This is a genomic window from Bacillus sp. FSL L8-0199, from assembly GCF_038005705.1.
GTDB classification, from domain to species: Bacteria; Bacillota; Bacilli; order Bacillales; family Bacillaceae_G; genus Bacillus_A; species Bacillus_A cereus.
Genome location: NZ_JBBOTS010000001.1, coordinates 5,016,838 through 5,037,685 on the forward strand (window position 1 = coordinate 5,016,838; position 20,848 = coordinate 5,037,685).

The following is a 20,848-nucleotide window of genomic DNA, read 5'->3' on the forward strand; positions in this document are numbered from 1 at the left end:
GTAGCAATTAAGTTTATATATGACGCACTGCTACTATAATCGCTAACCGTACTACTTGAAATCATAAAATAAGGAGACGATAAAACATGAACAAAAAAACAAAAGCACTATCATCCGTACTGCTCGGATTCACATTAGCATTAACAGGGTGTGCTGGTACTAAAGCTGAAGAAAATCATGGGAAACAAAAACAAGAACAAGTTGCTAAAGAAACAAAACAGGAAAACAAATTAACTAAAGGGCAAAAAATGGCTAATATTCTTAGCGAGACAAATTGGCAAGGTACACGAGTGTATGACAAAGATAAGAATGACTTAACAAAAGAGAATGCGAACTTCATTGGTCTTGCAAAATATGATGTGAAGTCCGGCAGATATGAATTTTTTGATGCTAAAACAGGTGCAAGTCGTGGCGATAAAGGAACTTTCTTTGTCACAAATGATGGGAAGAAGAGAATATTAATTTCAGAATCAATGAAGTATCAAGCTGTTGTTGACATGACAAAACTAAATAAAAATATATTTACTTATAAACGAATGGGGAAAGACGCTAACGGTAAAGATGTAGAAGTTTTCGTTGAACATGTTCCATATAAAGAAAAAGAACTTTCTTTCACTGATCCGGACAAGCAGCTGAACACGACTACAGGAGATATTGTTAAAAACGTTGATGGAGATAAAATTTTAGGCGGTACCCTTTGGCACGGAACAAAGGTATTAGACGAAGCTGGTAACGATGTAACACAGTTTAATTCGAATTTTATAAGTCTAGCAAAATTTGATGACAAATCTAATAAATATGAGTTCTTCAATAGCGAAACAGGTCAAAGCCGCGGTGATTATGGCTACTTCGATGTTGTACACAAAAATAAAATAAGAGCCCATGTTTCAATTGGAAATAACAAATACGGTGCTGCTCTTGAACTTACTGAACTAAATAAGAATAAATTTACGTATAAGAGAACTGGTAAAGACCAAGCTGGTAAGGATATAACTATATTCGTTGAACATGAACCTTATAAAGGTGATATGAAACCACAATTTAGCTTTTAAAAACGTTTGATTAAAGATCCTGTACTGAGTTACAGGATCTTTCTTATTAAGCAAGAGAACGAAAAGACGAAAAACATGTAGCTTTTCGTCTGCACAATATTCCCACCTTATAGTTGATGATTTACAAAACTTAAAAACATACCGATACAAAATAAAATTTGTGACCAAGTAAAAAGCGCCCTACTTATAGGGCGCTTGTTTTATACTTAATGACTAATACTAGCTGTTGGGTATAATGTTGTTCCTCCAATTGAAACTTTTATTTCATTTGTTAATGGAACGTTTTGTTCATTAATAATTGTTCTCCACCATTCCCATGCAAGACCTGTACATTCTCTTGCTACAATTTTTATATTTTTTGAGTTCGGTGGAAGAGGGATAACTGTAGAGTAATGAGCCGTTTTGTCTTTTCCGCTACCATCCCACGTTTTATGTGTTAATACTTCGTTACCCTTTTGGTCAAATGTGAATTCATCCCAAGATACATCAAATTGAGCAACGTAAGCACCGTAATGATCAAGTGTCATTTTAGCACTTGAATATTCTGTAGTTGTCGTCTCAATATAATCTGTATTGTTATGAACAGCAGCAGTTGCATTATCTTTTAAGAAAGTGCTTGTATATGAAATTGGGTATGCTGGATTTTTAAGACTTAATTCAGCATTATCTTTAATGATATTTCGGATTTCATTGAAATCTTTAGTAACAACCTTGTTATGCTCTTTCGCATCTCCGCCTAATACTACAGCAGTAAAGGTACTTTCTTCAAAAATATCTTTATACTGTCCACTTGTTTCAACGCTGTTATTCTTAAGTAAGGCTTTAAAAGCAGCTTGTACATCTTTGCTCTTAGATGTTGTTTCTAATTTTACATAAATCGTTCTACCATAAGCTACATTTGAAACCATAACAGGTGGAGCCGAATTACTTACGCCTTTTCGAGTTAACTCGTCAAAAGTAACGCTATTATCAAAAAGGTCGGATGGATTGTTAGGTAGTTCAGCACTTACCGTATAAAATATTTGCTTATACGCCGCTACCATCACTTTTTTCTCTCCATTTGCAACCGCATTAAAATCAATGTTTAGACTGTTATCAAGATATTTAGCGTTAACATTAAGAGCACTTGCGATTTGTGATTTACTATAAACCATAGATTCCGTATACTGCATTCTTGCAGGTAACGTATGTGTTGTAGAATACTTTTCATTCCAAGTAGATACTAAATCGTCTACTGCTCCAGCTACATTACCATATGTCGGATTTTGGACAGTGATTGTATTTTCTTTTCTCATGCCCGGTAAGTCTATACTAATATTCAAAGGTTTTCTCTTAGCCACTAATAAACTCGGTTGATTGTCTGCAAAAGCTTTATTTGCAAGTTGTACAGCTCCTGGATACGTACGATTCACTACAGAATCAATAATTGAAATATCGACTGGCGACGTTGTAAGTGATTTTTTCTCGCGTTCCACTACTACAAATTTACCATTTGAATTGATACTTTCTTTCGGAACAAAACTTTCTACTTTATCACCATTTACAGCTAAAACCTCTTGATTATTATATTTAAGATTTGCTATACCATTATCAATGCCACTAGCATTTTTGGTTACATCAGTTGTATTACTTACTTGTGTTTCTGCGAAGGAAATAGATGAATAATTAATAGTGCATAGACTAACTAATAAACATGCAAGGAACTTTCTTCTTTTAGTGTTTTTCTTAATATTCAGAAAAATCACCCCGTTCTTTTTTTAGTAAAATACGATAATGATTGCTAACTAATAAATTTACATAAATGCTTTTAAAAGTTCTTGAATTAACGGGATTACGCCACCTACAAATTTTAAAACTGCCATTGCGATTTCCATATTATTTCCTCCTTTTTATTGCTACGAAATTTTGATTTATCTTTATGCCCTCATTATAGTGACCCCTTACACTTTTATCAATACACTCTGATATGCAATATTACATATACAAAAAACAAGCTGAATTCTTTTAAAAAGTTATACAGAGATATTTTTTTCGTTTAGTACATACTTGAAAAGGTGAAGCATTCTTTTGCATTTTATGAGTAGTCACATAAAAAAGCTGCTGCCTATAAAATATAGACAGCAACTTCAACTAGAGTAGCTTGCATAATCTACGCAAGCTACAGTATTTTTTTACATTTTATAACTAATAAACTGCGATTGGCCCATAAGGACCATTAATAATTTCTATTTTTGTTTCAAAAATATCTGTCAAAAGTGTTGGGTCCATAACTTCTTCTACTGTTCCGAAAGCAGCAATTTGTCCATCTTTCATAGCACAAATTTTATCCGAGTATTTAGCTGCAAAATTTATGTCATGCATGACAGTCAAAATTGTTCTTCCAAATTCATTAGCTGCACGTCTCAAATGCTCCATCATTTGAACAGAACGAGCAACATCAAGGTTGTTTAAAGGTTCGTCCAAAAGTACATATTCCGTCTCTTGGCACAATACCATCGCTACATATGCCCTTTGTCTTTGACCACCAGAAAGCTCATCTAAATATCTATTCTCTAAACTAGTTAAATCTAAGAAATCGATATATTTAGAGATGATAGCCTCATCTTCTTTAGTCAATCTTCCCTTTGAATAAGGAAAGCGCCCAAATCCAACTAATTGTCTCACAGTAAGCCTAGTTACAAAATGATTTTCTTGTCGCAATATAGTCAAAACTTTTGCTAAATCTTTTGATTTGGATTCAGAAACATCCATATTTGCTACCTGAATTTGACCTTCATCCATATCTAAAAGTCTGCCAATCATCAAAAGTGTCGTTGACTTTCCAGCGCCATTTGGTCCAATTAAAGAAGTAAAGCCTGCTTTTGGTATTTCAATATCCAAAGGTCCTATTTTTACCTTATCAGTATAGAACTTTTTAACATTATCAATTTTTATCATAAAGCCCTCTTCCTTAAAACTATAGTTAAGAATATGATTCCACCAAATAATTCAATAATAACTGAAACTACACCTTGAGCATGGAATACATGATACATTAAAAAGTATGCGCTCGTCATTATTAAAAATCCTATAGCAAAAGCCATCGGAAAAATATATCTATGATCATACGTTGACGCCGCCTGATAACTCAACGTTGCTACTAAAAAGCCGTAGAAAGTAAGTGGCCCAATTAGAGCTGTTGAAATAGACATCAAAATAGCTACTAATACAAGCGTATAAATTACACTAGGTTGATATTTAACTCCAAAAGAAGTAGCAACATCCTTTCCTAGTGACAAAACGTTCAAATTCTTAGAATGAGCAAAAATTAATACTGCTACAATTATGATCATCGGAATTACAATAGGAAAATATGCAGGATCTGCATGATTAACAGAACCAAATAATCTTGCTTGTAAAATATCAAATTCTGAAGGCGCAAGTAGTTTTCTCATGAAAGTTGACACAGAATTTAGCCCGGTACCAATAATAATTCCAACTAAAAGCATAAGTTGTAAATTCCCGTATTTACCGGAAAGTAACCATCCATAAAGTATCAAACTCATGAAGACCATAACAACAACTTGGAATAAAAAAGATCCAATTCCATTAAAATTCATTAATGCACTAGCACCAAAGAAGAATATTGTACTCGTTTGAATTGCTGAATAAAGTGATTCGAAACCTAAAAGCGAAGGAGTAATAATTTTGTTATTCGTAATAGATTGGAAAGCAACTGTCGACAAACTATGGCAAACTGCAGCGATAATCATCGCAACAATAGCTACTATCCTTCTCTTAACAACTGGGATAAAAGAAGGTGAATCTATCGGAACTGGATTGTTATAAACTAAAAGTCCATATGAAGAAAGGAGACCTAAAGCAATCAATGTAATCAGTAAAAACCAATAACGTCTTGCTTCCTTCTTAGACCGAAAAGCACTAGCTGATCTACTTTCATTATGAAGGCTAGAATCGATTTCGACATTTTCTTTATTTCTATAATCTAATGTGATCATCGCAGCCTCCTTGGTTTTCTTTGTCTCAATAAAATAGTAATAAACACGACTGCTCCCACCGTTGCAAGTATTAAAGAAACAGGTACTTCAAAAGGCTGTATAATTGTTCGAGAAATGATGTCACAGGCAGTTATTGACCCCATTCCGATCACACAAACCCAAGGTAAATTACTCCTAAGATCATCACCTCTAAACATTGAAACGATATTTGGCACAATTAATCCTAAGAAAGGCAAGTGTCCAATAACAGCTGCAACAATTCCAACTGCAACAGAGATAAGGGCAGTCCCCAAAAGAACAATTCTATTATAATTAACTCCAAGGCTTGTTGCGACATCTTCTCCTAGTCCAGCTAAAGTCAATCTATTAGCATACATAAAAATAAGAAAAGTAATGATAACAATCAGCCATAAATATTCATATCTTCCCACCTGAATGTTAGCAAATGAACCTACAAACCAAGTTTCAATACTTTGCGTCTTTTGAAAAAGGAGTCCTAAAAAAGTAGACACTGCAGAAATTACTGCTCCAAGCATCAATCCAATAATCGGGACAATTAAAGACGAACGAAGCTTAACTCTTCTTAAAAATAGAAAGAAAATCATAGTTCCTATAAAAGAAAAAATGATTGCACCAGTCATTCTTTGAACTAAAGTCGGGGCAGGAAATAGTAAATACACAAAAAGCAGGCCTAAGCCTGACCATTCAATCGTCCCCGTTGTAGTAGGTTCAACAAAGCGATTCTGTGTAATGAGTTGCATTACGAGCCCTGCCATCGCCATTGCAGCTCCAGTAAGCATTAATGCAACTGTTCTCGGAACACGAGTGATGAAAAACATCTCCATTCCATCCTCTTGTCCACGTATATCATAAACTCCAGTAAACAGTGATATAATCCCTAAAATTATAACAACTATAACCGCTATTATAAAAGGTTTTGTCCATATTTTATTGTGATTATAAAACTGGGGTTGAGAAATATTCTCAACCCTAGAAATCATATTTTTTGACACTGTTTCGTACCCCTTTACACTACTTAGCTAAAGTTTTTGCAAGATTTCCAAATAACTCTACATAAGTCTGAATTGATTCATTTGTGTAAGTATCTTCTGGTGCATAAACAACTTGTTTTTTAGAAACAGCAGTTGTGTTTTGAAGAGCTGGTGATTTAGAAATAACATCCTTAGCAGGTGTTGACTTAGCTGCATCAGATGTTGCAGCATCACGATCTAATACGAAAAGCCAATCAGGATTTGTTTGTGCGATAGCTTCAACAGAAACGTCATCACCTTTATGACCTGCAGTAGAATTAGACACTTCTAATGCTGGAGTCCAACCGAAAATTTCATACATTGGTCCCCAAACGCGACCAGAGTGCGGCGCAGCAAAGCCAATATTTCCACCAGTAACGATAACACTCATAACTTTATCTTTTCCGTTATAAGCAGATTTTGCTTTTTCAATAGATTTATCGAAATCAGCTATTAATTGTTTAGCTTCTTTATCTTTAGCAAAGATTTTACCTAAAGTAGTTGTAGAATCTTTAAGTCCTTTTACTAAGTTTTCTCCAGGCTTAGTAGCCTTCTCAGAAACATCAAAATTAAGATCAATAACAGCTGCATTTGGCACTAATTTTTTAATTTCTTCGTAATGATCAGCAAATCTTTGACCAACGATTACAAGGTCAGGGTTTGCCGCTGCAATAATTTCAAGATTTGGTTCACGGTGATTTCCAATATTTTGAACTGAATCATCCTTTTTATATGCTGAATCTGCAGGCATGATATCTTTTGGAGCAGCCGCTAGTTTAATTCCCCAATCAGATAAAGTTTCAAAAGTTCTGTTATCCAAAGCAACTACATTCTTTGGGTTTACAGGTACTTTAACAGTTCCATGAGCATCAGTGATTTCAACCGTTTTTGGCTTATCACTACCATTATCTTTATTATTAGCCTTCGAAGTTTCTTTACTTGAATCTGAGCAAGCCACTAACATTAAAGTGAAAATTGCTAGAATACTCACTAATTTTAAAAGCATAGATTTTTTCATATGTATACTCCTTATAGTGTGATTTATTTCGAAAATGATGACATCCATAGATTGAATTAGAAAGTAACTTTTATTCAATTGAATCGCTATTGATAATCATTTTCATTTGAACATCCTGTTAATTAGTATAGTCATTAATTCTGTGAAAATCTTGTGAATGGTGCGAATTCATAAAATCAGGCATAGAAAGTAATATGTGAAGTCGGGCGTATTGATTAACCATGATTTCCTCTACAAAACACGCCCATTAATAGCTAATATTTTCATAATCCATTTTTTACGTCTTTTAATACTTCTAAGAAACTTTTTTCTATTACCTTATTTTATCATTCAATCATTGAATAGCCTCTGCCGTGTATCGTTTGAATATATCTGTCTTTCTTCTCGCACTTTAACTTTTTTCTTACATACCCAATATATAAATCTACTACATTTGGATTTACTACTACGTTATATCCCCAAACTTGATTCAAAAGCATTTCACGGCTCAATATCGTGTTTTTGTTTTTGATTAAAAATACAAGTAAATCGTACTCACGCTTAGTAAGTGAGAGATTTTCGCCACCTTTTTTCACAATATTGCTTGATGCATCAACAAAGAGATCTTTAAACTGAAAAAAGTTTATCTCCTTTTGCTGGTTACAATCACTTCTCCTTAAAATTGCTTGAACCCTTGCTACTAATTCTTCTTTCGCAAATGGTTTTCTTATATAATCATCTGCTCCTGCTTGTAACCCTGCAACGCAATCCTTACTAGAAATATTGTCAGTCACAATAATAATCGGTGTCGTTTTAACAAGTCGTATTTGTCTGCAAATTTCTGGTCCTGATATACTTAATGAATCCCAATCCAATATGATAATATCCCAATCTTGTTCATATATTATATTTAAACCTTCGTTTTCATTGTGAAGTTTTAAAATGAAATAGCCTTCTTGCGTTAGACCGCTTACGATTTTCTTTGCTGAAGACCGTTCATTTTTAATCACCAACACCTGCTTCACCGATGGTTCACCTCTACTTCAATATAACTTATTTATATAAAAAATTATTCCGAAAAAACAATTTATGATTTACAAATTCCCCCCCTAAATAATCCATTAAAACAGCTTATTAGGAGAACTCTATATAATCTTACAATAGGTATGGATAAAAACACAAAACATATGAAGATTCAAATAAAGTGAAGTATTAATTGATCAAACAGGGATGTTCATCCCCACTAATTATCAGTCCTCACCACTCAGGCTTTGACGGGATAAAATTGTGATCATTAAGGGATAGCACACAAGATACATTGAGGATGTAAGTGAAAGAACCAAAGAATTAGATACATTCTATTTTTAGAACTATAACTTTTCCATAAACAAAAAGAACCATAACCTCGCCAACCTGGCAAAATTATGGTTCATATCATACAAAATAAAAAACCACCAAATATGTATTGGTGGAGACGGTGGGAGTCGAACCCACGTCCAAAAATATCGGCACTTAAGCTTCTACGAGTGTAGTCGATATATTAGCATTTCGCGAACTCTTCGGCCTATCGACAGGCTTCCAAGTTGCTAGTCTGGTTGTTCTCTTCCTTTGTCCTCAGACGGCGAACTCCGGCGTAGTCCACTTAGTTTGAGTCCCTTACCCTACCACATGGACGATGGAGGGAGGAACCTTTAGTGCAATTAAGCAGCTAAAGAAAGATTGTTTTGTTTGCCAATTATAGGCTTTGACGTTTTAACGAGGCCGATCCCCTCGACTCGCAACCTAAGCTCGAACTATCCCTGTCGAATCCGTAACGTCCCCATGATAAAAATGGAGCATACGAAGAAAATATCGTGATAGCTACTAAGAGCTGTTTTTCAATGTGCAACAACCTTACATAAGTTATTATAACATACGAGCTCCATTTTACAAATGTAAATATCTGTATTACATCTTTTGGCGATCACGGAACGCGCGTGCAATTTCACGTTTAGCTTCTTTCTCTTTTAAATCGTGACGTTTATCGTATTGTTTCTTACCTTTTGCTAAACCAAGTGCCATTTTTGCAAATCCATTTTTCAAATAAATTCTAAGTGGAACTAATGCGTAACCTGTTTCTTTCGCAGCGCCCGCTAGTTTATCAATTTCTTTTTTATGCAGAAGTAATTTTCTAGTACGAAGTGGATCATGGTTGAAACGATTCCCTTGTTCGTACGTATTAATGTGCATATTATGAACCCATACTTCACCATTATGTACACGTGCAAACGCATCTTTCAAGTTTACGCGTCCAGCGCGAATCGACTTAATTTCCGTTCCTTGAAGGACAAGCCCTGCTTCGTATGTTTCTTCGATGAAATAATCATGAAATGCTTTTTTATTTTGTGCAATAACCTTACCTGTACCCTTTGGCATATAACGTCCCTCCTCTATTTTTACTATTGTAACAAATGTTAATAAAAAGCGAAAGTGGCTCGCTCAGAATCTTTGGACATTGGAACTCCCGACAGAGAAGCGCTTTTTGCTTCGTCCGAGGGAGTGAAATGGCCAACAGATTCTAGCCACTGTAGCTAGATTCCATTAAAAAGCGAAAGTGGCTCGCTCTTAAGCCACGAAGAAAAAAGAAAAGGCCCCGCTTTTCATCAAAGCGAAGCCACTCTTTTCTTACTTACGCTTTTTCTTTTTCTTCTTGAATCCTGGTACGTTTTCGAAGAATGCTTTTTTCTTCTTACCGTTACCATCTTTTTTTCCTGGCTGGCTAGCAGAAGCGGATGCGGATGCAGATCCTCTTCCTTTTCCTTTACCACCACGGTCAAATTTTCTACCTGTGCCACGTTCACCGCCGCGCTCATTACTGCGCTCGCTACGTCCACCGCGTTTCTTTCTGCCTGTTCTTGGCTGCTCGATAACGACTGGACGATCTTTGAACTTACGGCGAGGTGTGCCTTTCATGCCAACGATTTCAAAGTCGATTGCACGCTCGTCTTTGTTTACGTTAATAACGCGAATTGTAATTTCGTCACCGATGCGGAATACGTTTCCTGTACGTTCTCCGATCATAGCGAAATGTTGCTCGTCATAACGGTAGTAATCATCCGTTAAGTAGCTAACGTGTACAAGACCTTCAATTGTATTTGGAAGCTCTACGAATAAACCGAAGTTTGTTACAGAGCTAATCATACCGTCATACTCTTCACCGATCTTATCAACCATATACTCTGCTTTTTTCATCTCATCTGTTTCACGCTCTGCTTCAACAGCACGGCGTTCCATATTAGAAGAGTGCTCTGCAATCTCAGGTAATTTTTCACGCCATTTTGCTTGCGTTTCGTTGTCGACTTTACCATTAATAATGTATTCACGAATTAATCTATGAACGATTGTATCTGGGTAACGACGAATTGGTGATGTGAAATGTGTGTAGAACTCAGTTGATAAACCGAAATGTCCTAAACTATCCGCATCGTAACGAGCTTGCTTCATAGAACGAAGCATAACTGTTGAAATAACTACTTCTTCTGGCTGTCCTTGAACCATTTCAAGTATTTGTTGCAGCGCACGAGGGTGCACTTCATTCGCACGTCCTTTTACCGCATATCCGAAGTTCGTTACAAACTCGAAGAAACGCTCAAGCTTATCTTCTTTCGGATCTTCATGGACACGGTACATAAACGGTACGTTCATCCAGTGGAAGTGCTCTGCTACTGTTTCATTCGCAACAAGCATAAATTCTTCAATTAACTTCTCTGATACAGAACGATCGCGCATGACAACGTCTGTCGGTTTTCCTTCTTCATCTACTAATACTTTCGCTTCTTTAAAGTCAAAGTCAATTGCACCACGGCGCATACGTTTTTCACGTAAAATTTGTGCCAATTGACCCATCTCTTTAAACATCGGTACGAGCGGCTCATAACGCTTAATTAACTCTTCGTCCTCATCTTCTAAAATGCTTCTTACGTCAGCATACGTCATACGCTCTGTCGTTTTAATCACACTTTGGAAAATCTCGTGTTTAACAACATCACCTAAGTTGTTGATTTCCATTTCACAAGATAATGTCAGACGGTCTACTTTCGGATTTAATGAACAAATACCGTTAGATAGACGATGTGGAATCATCGGGATTACACGGTCAACAAGATACACACTTGTCGCTCTTTCCGCTGCTTCAACATCAATTGGAGAGCCTTCTTGAACGTAATGACTTACATCCGCAATGTGAACGCCTAGCTTGTAGTTACCGTTCTCAAGCTTCGTTACTGTAACAGCATCATCTAAATCTTTCGCATCTGCACCATCAATCGTTACGATCATTTGATCACGCAGGTCGCGGCGATCTTTTAAATCTTCTTCTGAAATCGTTTCTGGTACACTGTTTGCATGCTCCATCACTTCCTCAGGGAATGCTAAAGGTAAATGATGTTTATGAATGACAGATAAAATATCTACTCCTGGATCATTTTTATGACCTAGAATTTGAATAACTTCACCTTCTGCACTTAAACGATTCTCTGGATAGCTCGTAATTTTCACAACTACTTTATGACCTTCTACAGCACCCATTGATGCGCTTTTCAAGATAAAGATATCACTCGTCCAACGCTTATTGTCAGGTATAACGAATCCAAAGTTTTTCGATTCTGTATATGTACCAACTAGTTCTTTCGTTCCACGCTCTAAAATGCGTACAATTGAACCTTCTTGACGTGAACCGCTTGATTGAGAACTAAGGCGTGCTAATACTGTATCGCCATGAAGTGCACCGTTTAATTCTGTAGGCGGGATGAAAAGATCATCGTCTCCTGTTTTCTTCTCGTCTGGTACAACGAATGCAAAACCACGTGCATGTCCAATTAATTTACCGCGTACTAAATTCATCTTTTCAGGAAGACCGTAACGGTTGCTACGTGTACGAATAACAAGTCCCTTCTCTTCCATCGTTACAAGTGCCTTTACAAAATCTTTAAAACCCTCAGAACCTTCAATTCCAAATGCCTCTTCTAACTCTTGTATCGTTAGCGGTTTATACGCTTCTTCTCTCATAAATAATAACAACTTATCAATATGTTCTTGTATGATTTCTTCCAAGCAAAAATACCTCCTTTAAAACCTTATATTATTTAGTGTATCCGAAAGATAGGGGATGTATAAAGTGAAACTTCAATACTCCCCTTATGATTTTTACAGTTTTCACAAAAAATTCCTTATGAAAAAAAGAGGCAACTAGATCTTACCAATCTAGTTGCTCCAAGAAGTTATATACATCCTCATGTAGCTCGTCACGTTGTTTATCAAGTGTAATGACATGCGTAGAGTCTTCATACCATTTAATGTCTTTTAACGTAGATTCTACACCGTTATAAATAATGTTAGCACTATCTGTATTAATCATTTCGTCATGACGTGCTTGTACAACAAATGTTGGTGCATAAATCATATCCACATTGTTACGTACGTCAGCAATTAATTGTTGTAATGCTTTTAATGTATTCATCGGTGTCTTTTGGAATTCCAACATTTCTTGTTCAATTTGTTCAGGTGATTTTTGCTCACGTTTTTTATATTCGCGGGCATATGCCAATATACCTTGGTACATCGTTTCTTCGCTCTTAATATACATCGGTGCACACATTGGTACTACACCTAAAACCGGTACTGTATAACCTAATTTTAAAGAAAATACGCCGCCAAGTGACAATCCAACAACAGCAATTTTCTCAAAACCTTTATCTTTTAAAAGCTGATATGCCTCCGTTACATCTTGCCACCAATCTGTAGGCCCTGTATGAACAAGCTCTTCTGGTGGTACACCGTGCCCTTTATAAATTGGCGCATGACAAGTATAGCCCTTCTTTTCTAAGAAACGCCCTAACATACGTACATCAGCTGAGTTCCCTGTGAATCCATGTAGTAATAAAACAGCGCGGTCTCCACCCTCAAATGTAAATGGTTTCGGAGATGCTAATTTCATCATGTATTTCTCCTCTTTCTCTTCTGTAATCTAGTCGTATTCTTTCTATATCTAGTGTACCATATTTGTATTTCTATAATCTAATTAGAAACATCTTTCAAATGACAAAACAAAAAAAGAAGAACCATTAGTACCATTCACTAACGCTTCTTCTTTCAATTCTATAAATTGAAGTACGTAACACCAATTGTTAATACAAAGAACAATACAGCTAAAACAATTGTAATACGGTTTAATACCGCTTCAATTCCACGTGCCTTTTGCTTACCAAATAATTGCTCCGCACCGCCTGAAATTGCACCTGAAAGGCCTGAGCTATTACTAGATTGCATAAGTACCATAACAATCATTAAAATCGATACAATAATAAGTAAAACTGATAATAACGTATGCACTTGGCGTACCTCCTACAAAGATTCAGTTATTGTAACTGTAGCATAAATTCTATAGAAAAGCGAGAGCTATAGAGGCGCTCTCGCTTTTCTTCTATTACATAAACATCATCGCAAATAACGGTCCAAGTAAACATGTCAAAATTGCTGTTAATGTCATTGTTACCGATCCAATAACACCTTCATGTTCGTTATTTTTCATCGCTCTCATAACACCCATAATATGAGAAGCACATCCAAATCCGATACCTTTACCAACTGAGTTTGTAACACGGCTCCATTTTAATAAAAGGGGTCCTGTAATCGTTCCAGTAATACCTGCGATAACAACGAAAGCTGCTGTTAAGGAAGGTACACCACCAACTTGTTCTGAAACACTCATCGCAACTGGCATTGTCACCGATTTTGGTAAAGACGATAAGATTAAGCTTTTATCTGTTCCCATAAGTGAAGCAATCGCAAAATCACTAGCGATTGCAACTGTTGTACCTACTAATACCCCACCAGCAATCGGTACAACATATTTTTGCAGAACATGACGTTGTTTATAAAGAGGAATTGCAAATGCTACAACACCGGGTCCAAGTAGCTTTGCAATCCAGCCACCACCACTTTCCATATAATGTTGATATGGTATATCAAGCACGATAAATAGGAAAGCCATTAATCCAGTTGCTACAAGCATTGGAATGGTGAATGGTGTTGGAAATAATTTATAGATTTTTTTAGATAATTGATATAATAGCACCGTAAAAAGAACCCAACCGATTCCGATTAATATTTGGCTCATCGCGACTCTCTTTCCTTCCTATTCGCAAGATATTGTCCTGTATGTCCTGCGACAATAATAATTAAAAATGTACTCGCTACAACTGTAATGAAAAGAGAAATTCCTTTACTCATAAAAAAAGCACCGTAATTCATTAGGCCAAGCGTCGGCGGAATTAATAAAAACGGCATAATAGCAACGAGTGTTTCTGCTCCTAAATCGAACCATTTCACTGGAAGAACTTTTAGGCTAAGTAAAACAAGTAAGAGGAACATTCCAATCAAACTTCCTGGAATCGGAATATTTAACATTTCTTGCACCCAAGTTCCAACCATATAAAACACGTAAAGAGCAGCAATTTGGACAAGAATCTTTGTAAATTTCATGTTCATCATCCCTCATGTTTATACGATCTTCTGTTAATATCTTTATCATAGTATAAATTGTAAAAAGCTGCAATTTATCAACTTGACAGCAAAAACAGCCTATGTTATACGCTTACAACCTTGATATGACTGCATTTTCAAATGAAAATTACGTCAAAAACCTTGACCTAATATAAAAAGTTTTTATTTTCTGAATTTAAAATACTATTATTTCAATAAAATAATCTTTTTATCCTTAAACTTACATATATATAAAGTGAAACTTTAATCAATGAGATTTCCCTTATCCTTATTGATTATTAGCCCTCACCAAGCGGATTTGTACGGGATAAACAAGATAGGTGGTGAACATATGCCCAAAAAAGTTCTCATTTTTTGTGATCCTGGGATTGATGATACGATGGCTCTCCTCTTAGCATTCTTTATCGATGAAATAGAAATCGTCGGTATCGTTGCTGATTACGGCAATGTTCCAAAAAAAATGGCCGTAGAAAATGCTCATTTTTTTAATAACGAAACAAAGAATAGAAATATCAAGATATTCGGTGGTTCAGAACGTCCCCTTACTGGTGCCCCACCTGCGTTTTTTACGGATGTACATGGGAAACAGGGGCTCGGTCCAATTATTCCAAAGGTGAATGTGACTAACGGAGAAATGGAGAATTTTTTTGAAGTCATTCCTCTTATTGAACAGTATAAAGATGAATTAATCATTGTGAGTTTAGGAAGACTTACCTCCCTAGCAATTTTGTTTATCATGTGCAAACAGTTAATGAAACAAATTAAATCTTACTACGTAATGGGCGGTGCCTTTTTACATCCTGGTAATGTTACCCCTATTTCCGAAGCAAACTTTTATGGCGATCCTACTGCCGCTAATATAGTCCTTCAATCCGCAGTTAACATGTACATATACCCATTAAACGTCACTCAATACTCCATCATTACACCAGAAATGGCAGAATACATTGAGGCAAAAGGAAAAGCTCCACTTGTCAAACCGTTATTTGATCATTATTACTACGGATATTATAAAGACGCCCTACCACATTTAAAGGGGAGCCCCTTCCATGACACAATGCCAATACTCGCTTTATTTGATAACTCTATGTTCACATATCATAAATCACCTATTGTTGTCATGACAGAATCCTCTGCACAAGGAGCAAGCATAGGGGAATTTCGCTCTCTAGTGAACCAGAAGCCATTTATTGATTGGCCGGTTCATCAAATCGCAATTGATTTTGACTATAACCGCTTCTTCAAACATTTCATGTCACTTATGACGGGTGAACAATTTTAGCATAAAAAAACAGACCGTGATTTCTCACGGTCTGTCGTTTATTTTCTACAATTATCGTTTGATGTTATAGAAAGATTTGATACCATCGTAAACAGCGATTTCGCCTAGTTCGTCTTCGATGCGTAATAATTGGTTGTACTTAGCAATACGGTCAGTACGGCTCATAGAACCAGTCTTGATTTGGCCAGCGTTAGTTGCAACTGCGATGTCAGCGATTGTAGCATCTTCAGTTTCACCAGAACGGTGAGATACAACTGCTGTGTAACCAGCACGTTTAGCCATTTCGATAGCTTCGAAAGTCTCAGTTAAAGTACCGATTTGGTTAACTTTAATTAAGATTGAGTTAGAGATACCTTTTTCGATACCTTCAGCAAGTTTTTGAGTGTTAGTTACGAATAAATCGTCACCAACTAATTGTACTTTATCACCGATACGCTCAGTTAATAATTTGTGACCATCCCAGTCGTTTTCGTCTAAACCATCTTCGATAGAGATGATTGGGAAGTCTTTGCAAAGCTCTTCATAGAAATCAACCATTTCTGCAGAAGTTAAGCCAGTACGGCCTTCGCCTGCAAGGTCATATTTACCAGTTTCTTTGTTGTAGAACTCAGAAGAAGCAACGTCCATTCCTAAGAATACGTTCTCGCCAGCTTTGTAACCAGCTTTTTCGATAGCTTCGATGATTACTTCTAAAGCTTCACGGTTAGAACCAAGGTTTGGAGCGAATCCACCTTCGTCACCTACTGCAGTGTTAAGACCTTTGTCATGTAATACAGCTTTAAGTGCATGGAATACTTCAGCACCCATACGGATTGATTCTTTGAATGTTGGAGCACCAACTGGTAAGATCATGAACTCTTGGAAGTCAACGTTGTTATCAGCGTGAGAACCACCGTTGATGATGTTCATCATTGGAGTTGGTAATTGTTTTGCATTGAATCCACCAAGGTAACGGTATAATGGAAGACCTACGAAGTCAGCTGCTGCGTGAGCTACTGCCATAGATACACCAAGGATAGCGTTAGCGCCTAGTTTACCTTTGTTTGGAGTGCCATCTAATTCGATCATAGCACGGTCGATACCAGCTTGGTCAGTTACATCGAAACCAGCGATTTCTGGAGCAATAATTTCGTTAACGTTGTTTACTGCGTTAACAACACCTTTACCAAGGTAACGAGATTTGTCACCGTCACGTAATTCTACTGCTTCGTGCTCACCAGTAGATGCACCACTTGGTACGATAGCGCGTCCGAAAGCGCCGCTTTCTGTGTAAACTTCTACTTCTACAGTTGGGTTACCACGAGAGTCAAGGACTTCGCGAGCATAAACATCAATAATTGTTGACATAATAAATTCTCTCCTTTTTATATAAGCAAATTATTTAATAATTGTTTTACCTGTCATTTCTTTCGGTTGTTCCACATTTAAAAGTGTAAGCATTGTTGGAGCGATATCTCCTAAAATACCACCTTCACGAAGCTCTACATCATTTTTTGTAACGATGAAAGGAACCGGGTTAGTTGTATGAGCTGTCATAGGACCGCCATCAGCAGTTAACTCCTGATCAGCATTACCATGGTCAGCAGTAATAAGTGCTACACCATCTTTTGCAAGAATCGCTTCTACAACTTTTCCTAAACATTCGTCAGTTGCTTCTACTGCTTTAATTGTTGGTTCCATCATCCCAGAATGGCCAACCATATCACAGTTCGCAAAGTTAAGAATGATAACATCATGTTTATCATTTTCGATTTCATTTACTAAAGCGTCCGTTACTTCGTAAATGCTCATTTCAGGTTTCAAGTCATACGTTGCAACCTTCGGTGAGTTAATTAAGATACGCTCTTCTCCTGGGAATTCAGCCTCACGACCACCGCTAAAGAAGAATGTAACGTGCGGATACTTTTCAGTTTCCGCGATGCGAAGTTGCTTTAATCCCGCTTGCGCAACAACTTCACCTAAAGTGTTATCAAGGTTCATTGGCTTGAATGCCACGTAACCATCTACAGTTTCACTGAAGTGTGTCATACATACGAATTCTGGAATGTGAGGTACTTTTTCACCACGATCGAACTCACGGAAGTCTTCGTTTGTAAATACACGAGCAATTTGAATTGCACGGTCTGGACGGAAGTTATAGAAGATAACTGCATCATCATCATTGATTGTTGCAACTGGCGTGTTATCTTCGTTAACAATTACAGACGGCAATACGAATTCATCATAGATACCGTTCGCATAAGAGTCTTCTACACACTCTTCTGCTGATTTATAAGTAGGGCCTTCACCATTCACCATAGCACTGTAACATTTTTCTACGCGATCCCAACGCTTGTCACGGTCCATAGAGTAATAACGACCAGAGATAGTCGCGAATTGTCCTACTCCTGTTTCTTTAATTACTTCATTCGTTGCATCGATATAACCTTTTGCTGTTTGTGGTCCAACATCGCGGCCGTCTAAGAATGCATGGATATAAACTTTCTCCACGCCTTCTTTTGCTGCTAGGCGAAGAAGAGCAAACATATGGTTCATGTGACTGTGCACACCACCGTCAGAAAGTAAACCGAATAAATGAAGTGCAGTACCTTTTTCTTTTACGCTTTTAATTGCATTTTGGAAAGTTTCGTTCTTATCGAACTCACCTTCACGAATTGCAACGTTAACGCGTGTTAAGCTTTGATATACTACGCGGCCAGCACCGATATTTAAGTGACCAACCTCAGAGTTACCCATTTGACCTTCTGGAAGACCTACTGCCTCGCCACAAGCTGTAAGCGTTGTGTGAGGGAATTTGTTCCAGTAACCATCAAAATTAGGTTTCTTAGCTTGTGCTACAGCATTCCCGTAAGTTTCTTCACGAAGTCCGAAACCGTCAAGAATGATTAAAGCTGTTGGCTTTCTCATTTTACCGCCCCCAGAAGACCTAAGAACGAAGCAGGCTCTAAGCTAGCACCGCCAACTAAAGCGCCGTCGATGTCAGATTGTGCCATATACTCTTTAATGTTTTCTGGTTTTACGCTACCGCCGTATTGGATACGAACAGCTTCTGCAGCTTCTGGAGAAACAGCTTCTGCAACAACTTTACGGATGTGCGCACATACTTCGTTTGCATCTGCAGAAGAAGAAGATTTACCTGTACCGATAGCCCAGATTGGCTCATAAGCGATAACAGTTGCTTTAACTTGCTCTTCTGTTAAACCTGCAAGTGCTTTTGTCACTTGACCTGCTACTAGATCAAATGTTTTTCCGCTTTCGCGCTCTTCTAAAGTCTCACCACAACATACGATTGGTGTTAAACCATGTTCAAATGCTGCGATAGTCTTTTTGTTTACTGACTCATCTGTTTCAGCAAACATTTCACGACGCTCAGAGTGGCCAAGTACTACATAGCCAACTTTTAAGTCGCTAAGTGCTACTGGGCTAATTTCACCAGTGAATGCACCATTTTTTTCGAAGTGCATGTTTTGTGCACCTACTTGTAAGTCAGTCCCTTCAGTTGCTGCTACAAGGCGCTCTAAGAATAGAGCTGGAGAGCAAACTACTGCATCAACAGCTGAAGCTGCTGGGATTTGACCTTTAACTTCCTCTACGAAGCTAACTGCTTCTGATAGAGTTTTATTCATTTTCCAGTTACCTGCGATAATTGGTTTACGCATGCTTTGCACCGTCCTTTTTCTTTGGCTGCTACTTATTTGTCGTTAAGACAAACTACACCTGGAAGCTCTTTACCTTCCATGAATTCTAATGACGCACCGCCGCCAGTAGAAATGTGGCTCATTTTATCAGCCATACCGAATTTTTCAACAGCTGCTGCAGAGTCACCACCGCCGATAACAGAGTATGTATCTTCTGCATCTGCTAATGCTTGTCCTACTGCTTTTGTACCTTCTGCGAATGGAGTCATTTCGAATACACCCATTGGTCCATTCCATACAACAAGCTTAGAATTTTTAATTACATCTGCATAAATTTCACGTGTTTTAGGACCGATGTCCACGCCTTCCCAGTTAGAAGGGATAGAGTCGATACCAACGATTTTAGTTGTTGCAGTTTCAGAGAATTCCTCAGTGATTACAACATCAACTGGCATGTAGAAGTTTACGCCTTTTTCTTTTGCAAGTTGCATAAATTCTTTAGCTAGTTCGATCTTGTCGTCTTCACATAGAGATAGACCAATTTCATGACCTAAAGCTTTAACGAATGTGTAAGCAAGTCCACCACCGATGATTAAGTTATCTACTTTGTCTAATAGATGACGAATTACACCGATTTTATCTTTTACTTTCGCACCACCGATGATAGCTGTAAATGGACGTTCTGGGTTAGAAAGTGCTTTACCAAGTACATCTAACTCTTTTTCCATTAATAGACCAGATACTGCTGGTAGGTAGTCTGCGATACCTGCTGTAGAAGCGTGAGCACGGTGAGCTGCACCGAATGCATCGTTTACGAAGATGTCAGCAAGTGCTGCAAATTCTTTCGCAAGTTCTGCATCGTTCTTTTCTTCGCCCGCATAGAAACGTACGTTTTCAAGAACTAATACGTCGCCTTCGTTCATTGCTGCAACCATTTCTTGTGCAACTGGTCCGAATGCTTCGTCCGCTTTTTTAACGTCTTTACCAAGAAGCTCGCCTAAACGTGCTGCTACTGGAGTTAAACGCATTTCTTCTACTACTTGACCTTTTGGACGGCCTAAGTGACTTGCTAAAATAACTTTCGCACCTTGCTCTACTAAATATTGAATTGTAGGAAGAGCTGCACGGATACGAGTTTCATCTGTAATTTTGCCTTCTTTCATAGGTACGTTGAAATCAACGCGGCAAAATACACGCTTACCTTTTAAATCTACGTCACGAATTGATTTTTTGTTCATTGGATTTCCCTCCGACTACTAGTTAGGATTGACAAAACCCACTCAAAAGCTTAACACATTTGCTTTTAAA

Annotated in this window: 18 protein-coding genes and 1 other RNA gene; 2 read left to right on the forward strand and 17 right to left on the reverse strand. The window is 37.3% G+C overall.

The window, feature by feature from the left end; all coding sequences use genetic code 11:
- The first annotated feature begins 86 nt into the window (after positions 1-86).
- Positions 87-1,052, forward strand: a complete 966-nt coding sequence (locus tag NST86_RS26010; RefSeq protein ID WP_061664394.1) for a DUF4822 domain-containing protein — start codon at positions 87-89, stop codon at positions 1,050-1,052.
- A gap of 206 nt (positions 1,053-1,258) precedes the next feature.
- On the opposite strand, the gene alo is transcribed toward NST86_RS26010, so the two are convergent.
- The 13 genes from alo to NST86_RS26075 all read right to left on the reverse strand — a co-directional run bounded on the left by alo (position 1,259) and on the right by NST86_RS26075 (position 14,599).
- On the reverse strand, positions 1,259-2,797 hold the full coding sequence (alo, locus tag NST86_RS26015) for an anthrolysin O/cereolysin O family cholesterol-dependent cytolysin Alo (protein ID WP_000576742.1): 1,539 nt from the start codon (positions 2,795-2,797) through the stop codon (positions 1,259-1,261).
- A gap of 439 nt (positions 2,798-3,236) precedes the next feature.
- Positions 3,237-3,989, reverse strand: coding sequence for an iron ABC transporter ATP-binding protein (locus NST86_RS26020; RefSeq protein ID WP_000590061.1), 753 nt, complete (start codon positions 3,987-3,989; stop codon positions 3,237-3,239).
- Positions 3,986-5,050, reverse strand: coding sequence for an iron chelate uptake ABC transporter family permease subunit (locus NST86_RS26025; RefSeq protein ID WP_016118873.1), 1,065 nt, complete (start codon positions 5,048-5,050; stop codon positions 3,986-3,988). The genes NST86_RS26020 and NST86_RS26025 overlap by 4 nt, the downstream gene beginning before the upstream one ends.
- Complete coding sequence (locus NST86_RS26030; protein WP_016118874.1) at positions 5,047-6,063, reverse strand: ABC transporter permease; 1,017 nt, start codon at positions 6,061-6,063, stop codon at positions 5,047-5,049. Before NST86_RS26030 ends, NST86_RS26025 begins: the two co-directional genes overlap by 4 nt.
- A gap of 19 nt (positions 6,064-6,082) precedes the next feature.
- On the reverse strand, positions 6,083-7,099 hold the full coding sequence (locus NST86_RS26035; RefSeq protein WP_061664395.1) for a siderophore ABC transporter substrate-binding protein: 1,017 nt from the start codon (positions 7,097-7,099) through the stop codon (positions 6,083-6,085).
- 326 nt (positions 7,100-7,425) lie between these two features.
- Positions 7,426-8,103, reverse strand: a complete 678-nt coding sequence (locus tag NST86_RS26040) for a response regulator transcription factor (protein WP_000815815.1) — start codon at positions 8,101-8,103, stop codon at positions 7,426-7,428.
- A 441-nt stretch (positions 8,104-8,544) separates the two neighbouring features.
- Positions 8,545-8,899, reverse strand: a transfer-messenger RNA (tmRNA) gene (ssrA, locus tag NST86_RS26045).
- Between the two features lie 126 nt (positions 8,900-9,025).
- Positions 9,026-9,493 carry an SsrA-binding protein gene (gene smpB, locus NST86_RS26050; protein ID WP_001123919.1) on the reverse strand — a complete coding sequence of 156 codons (468 nt, stop codon included), beginning with the start codon at positions 9,491-9,493 and terminating at the stop codon, positions 9,026-9,028.
- A gap of 249 nt (positions 9,494-9,742) precedes the next feature.
- The gene (gene rnr / locus NST86_RS26055; protein ID WP_000391096.1) at positions 9,743-12,169 is read right to left on the reverse strand and encodes a ribonuclease R; all 2,427 of its coding nucleotides are present in this window, start codon (positions 12,167-12,169) and stop codon (positions 9,743-9,745) included.
- Between the two features lie 142 nt (positions 12,170-12,311).
- Positions 12,312-13,052: a carboxylesterase gene (estA, locus tag NST86_RS26060; RefSeq protein ID WP_000761986.1), complete on the reverse strand. Its 741-nt coding sequence runs from the start codon at positions 13,050-13,052 to the stop codon at positions 12,312-12,314.
- A gap of 161 nt (positions 13,053-13,213) precedes the next feature.
- On the reverse strand, positions 13,214-13,447 hold the full coding sequence (gene secG / locus NST86_RS26065; protein ID WP_000557264.1) for a preprotein translocase subunit SecG: 234 nt from the start codon (positions 13,445-13,447) through the stop codon (positions 13,214-13,216).
- 94 nt (positions 13,448-13,541) lie between these two features.
- A complete protein-coding gene (locus NST86_RS26070) occupies positions 13,542-14,234 on the reverse strand; it encodes an LrgB family protein (protein WP_000078304.1) in 693 nt (230 codons plus the stop codon).
- Positions 14,231-14,599, reverse strand: a complete 369-nt coding sequence (locus NST86_RS26075) for a CidA/LrgA family holin-like protein (protein WP_000673222.1) — start codon at positions 14,597-14,599, stop codon at positions 14,231-14,233. Before NST86_RS26075 ends, NST86_RS26070 begins: the two co-directional genes overlap by 4 nt.
- Before the next feature lie 352 nt (positions 14,600-14,951).
- Between NST86_RS26075 and NST86_RS26080 the strand changes: the two genes are divergently transcribed.
- The gene (locus NST86_RS26080; protein WP_001125050.1) at positions 14,952-15,902 is read left to right on the forward strand and encodes a nucleoside hydrolase; all 951 of its coding nucleotides are present in this window, start codon (positions 14,952-14,954) and stop codon (positions 15,900-15,902) included.
- 51 nt (positions 15,903-15,953) lie between these two features.
- Here the strand turns inward: NST86_RS26080 and eno are convergent, their stop codons facing one another.
- Genes eno through NST86_RS26100 form a run of 4 tightly spaced genes read right to left on the reverse strand, consistent with a single transcriptional unit; the run spans position 15,954 to position 20,778 of the window.
- On the reverse strand, positions 15,954-17,249 hold the full coding sequence (gene eno / locus NST86_RS26085) for a phosphopyruvate hydratase (protein ID WP_000103951.1): 1,296 nt from the start codon (positions 17,247-17,249) through the stop codon (positions 15,954-15,956).
- 30 nt (positions 17,250-17,279) lie between these two features.
- Complete coding sequence (gene gpmI / locus NST86_RS26090) at positions 17,280-18,809, reverse strand: 2,3-bisphosphoglycerate-independent phosphoglycerate mutase (protein ID WP_001231158.1); 1,530 nt, start codon at positions 18,807-18,809, stop codon at positions 17,280-17,282.
- Positions 18,806-19,561, reverse strand: coding sequence for a triose-phosphate isomerase (gene tpiA, locus NST86_RS26095; RefSeq protein WP_001231038.1), 756 nt, complete (start codon positions 19,559-19,561; stop codon positions 18,806-18,808). The genes gpmI and tpiA overlap by 4 nt, the downstream gene beginning before the upstream one ends.
- 32 nt (positions 19,562-19,593) lie before the next feature.
- Positions 19,594-20,778 (reverse strand): phosphoglycerate kinase, encoded by a 1,185-nt coding sequence (locus tag NST86_RS26100; RefSeq protein ID WP_001036350.1) that lies wholly within the window; start codon positions 20,776-20,778, stop codon positions 19,594-19,596.
- Positions 20,779-20,848: the final 70 nt, after the last annotated feature.

Bases quoted from the DNA above. Each gene is read 5' to 3' on its own strand.
- NST86_RS26010 (WP_061664394.1), top strand. From the start codon at position 87: ATGAACAAAAAAACAAAAGCACTATCATCCGTACTGCTCGGATTCACA.
- NST86_RS26020 (WP_000590061.1), bottom strand. From the start codon at position 3,989: ATGATAAAAATTGATAATGTTAAAAAGTTCTATACTGATAAGGTAAAA.
- NST86_RS26025 (WP_016118873.1), bottom strand. From the start codon at position 5,050: ATGATCACATTAGATTATAGAAATAAAGAAAATGTCGAAATCGATTCT.
- NST86_RS26035 (WP_061664395.1), bottom strand. From the start codon at position 7,099: ATGAAAAAATCTATGCTTTTAAAATTAGTGAGTATTCTAGCAATTTTC.
- smpB (WP_001123919.1), bottom strand. From the start codon at position 9,493: ATGCCAAAGGGTACAGGTAAGGTTATTGCACAAAATAAAAAAGCATTT.
- estA (WP_000761986.1), bottom strand. From the start codon at position 13,052: ATGAAATTAGCATCTCCGAAACCATTTACATTTGAGGGTGGAGACCGC.
- NST86_RS26070 (WP_000078304.1), bottom strand. From the start codon at position 14,234: ATGAGCCAAATATTAATCGGAATCGGTTGGGTTCTTTTTACGGTGCTA.
- NST86_RS26075 (WP_000673222.1), bottom strand. From the start codon at position 14,599: ATGAAATTTACAAAGATTCTTGTCCAAATTGCTGCTCTTTACGTGTTT.
- NST86_RS26080 (WP_001125050.1), top strand. From the start codon at position 14,952: ATGCCCAAAAAAGTTCTCATTTTTTGTGATCCTGGGATTGATGATACG.
- eno (WP_000103951.1), bottom strand. From the start codon at position 17,249: ATGTCAACAATTATTGATGTTTATGCTCGCGAAGTCCTTGACTCTCGT.
- gpmI (WP_001231158.1), bottom strand. From the start codon at position 18,809: ATGAGAAAGCCAACAGCTTTAATCATTCTTGACGGTTTCGGACTTCGT.
- tpiA (WP_001231038.1), bottom strand. From the start codon at position 19,561: ATGCGTAAACCAATTATCGCAGGTAACTGGAAAATGAATAAAACTCTA.
- NST86_RS26100 (WP_001036350.1), bottom strand. From the start codon at position 20,778: ATGAACAAAAAATCAATTCGTGACGTAGATTTAAAAGGTAAGCGTGTA.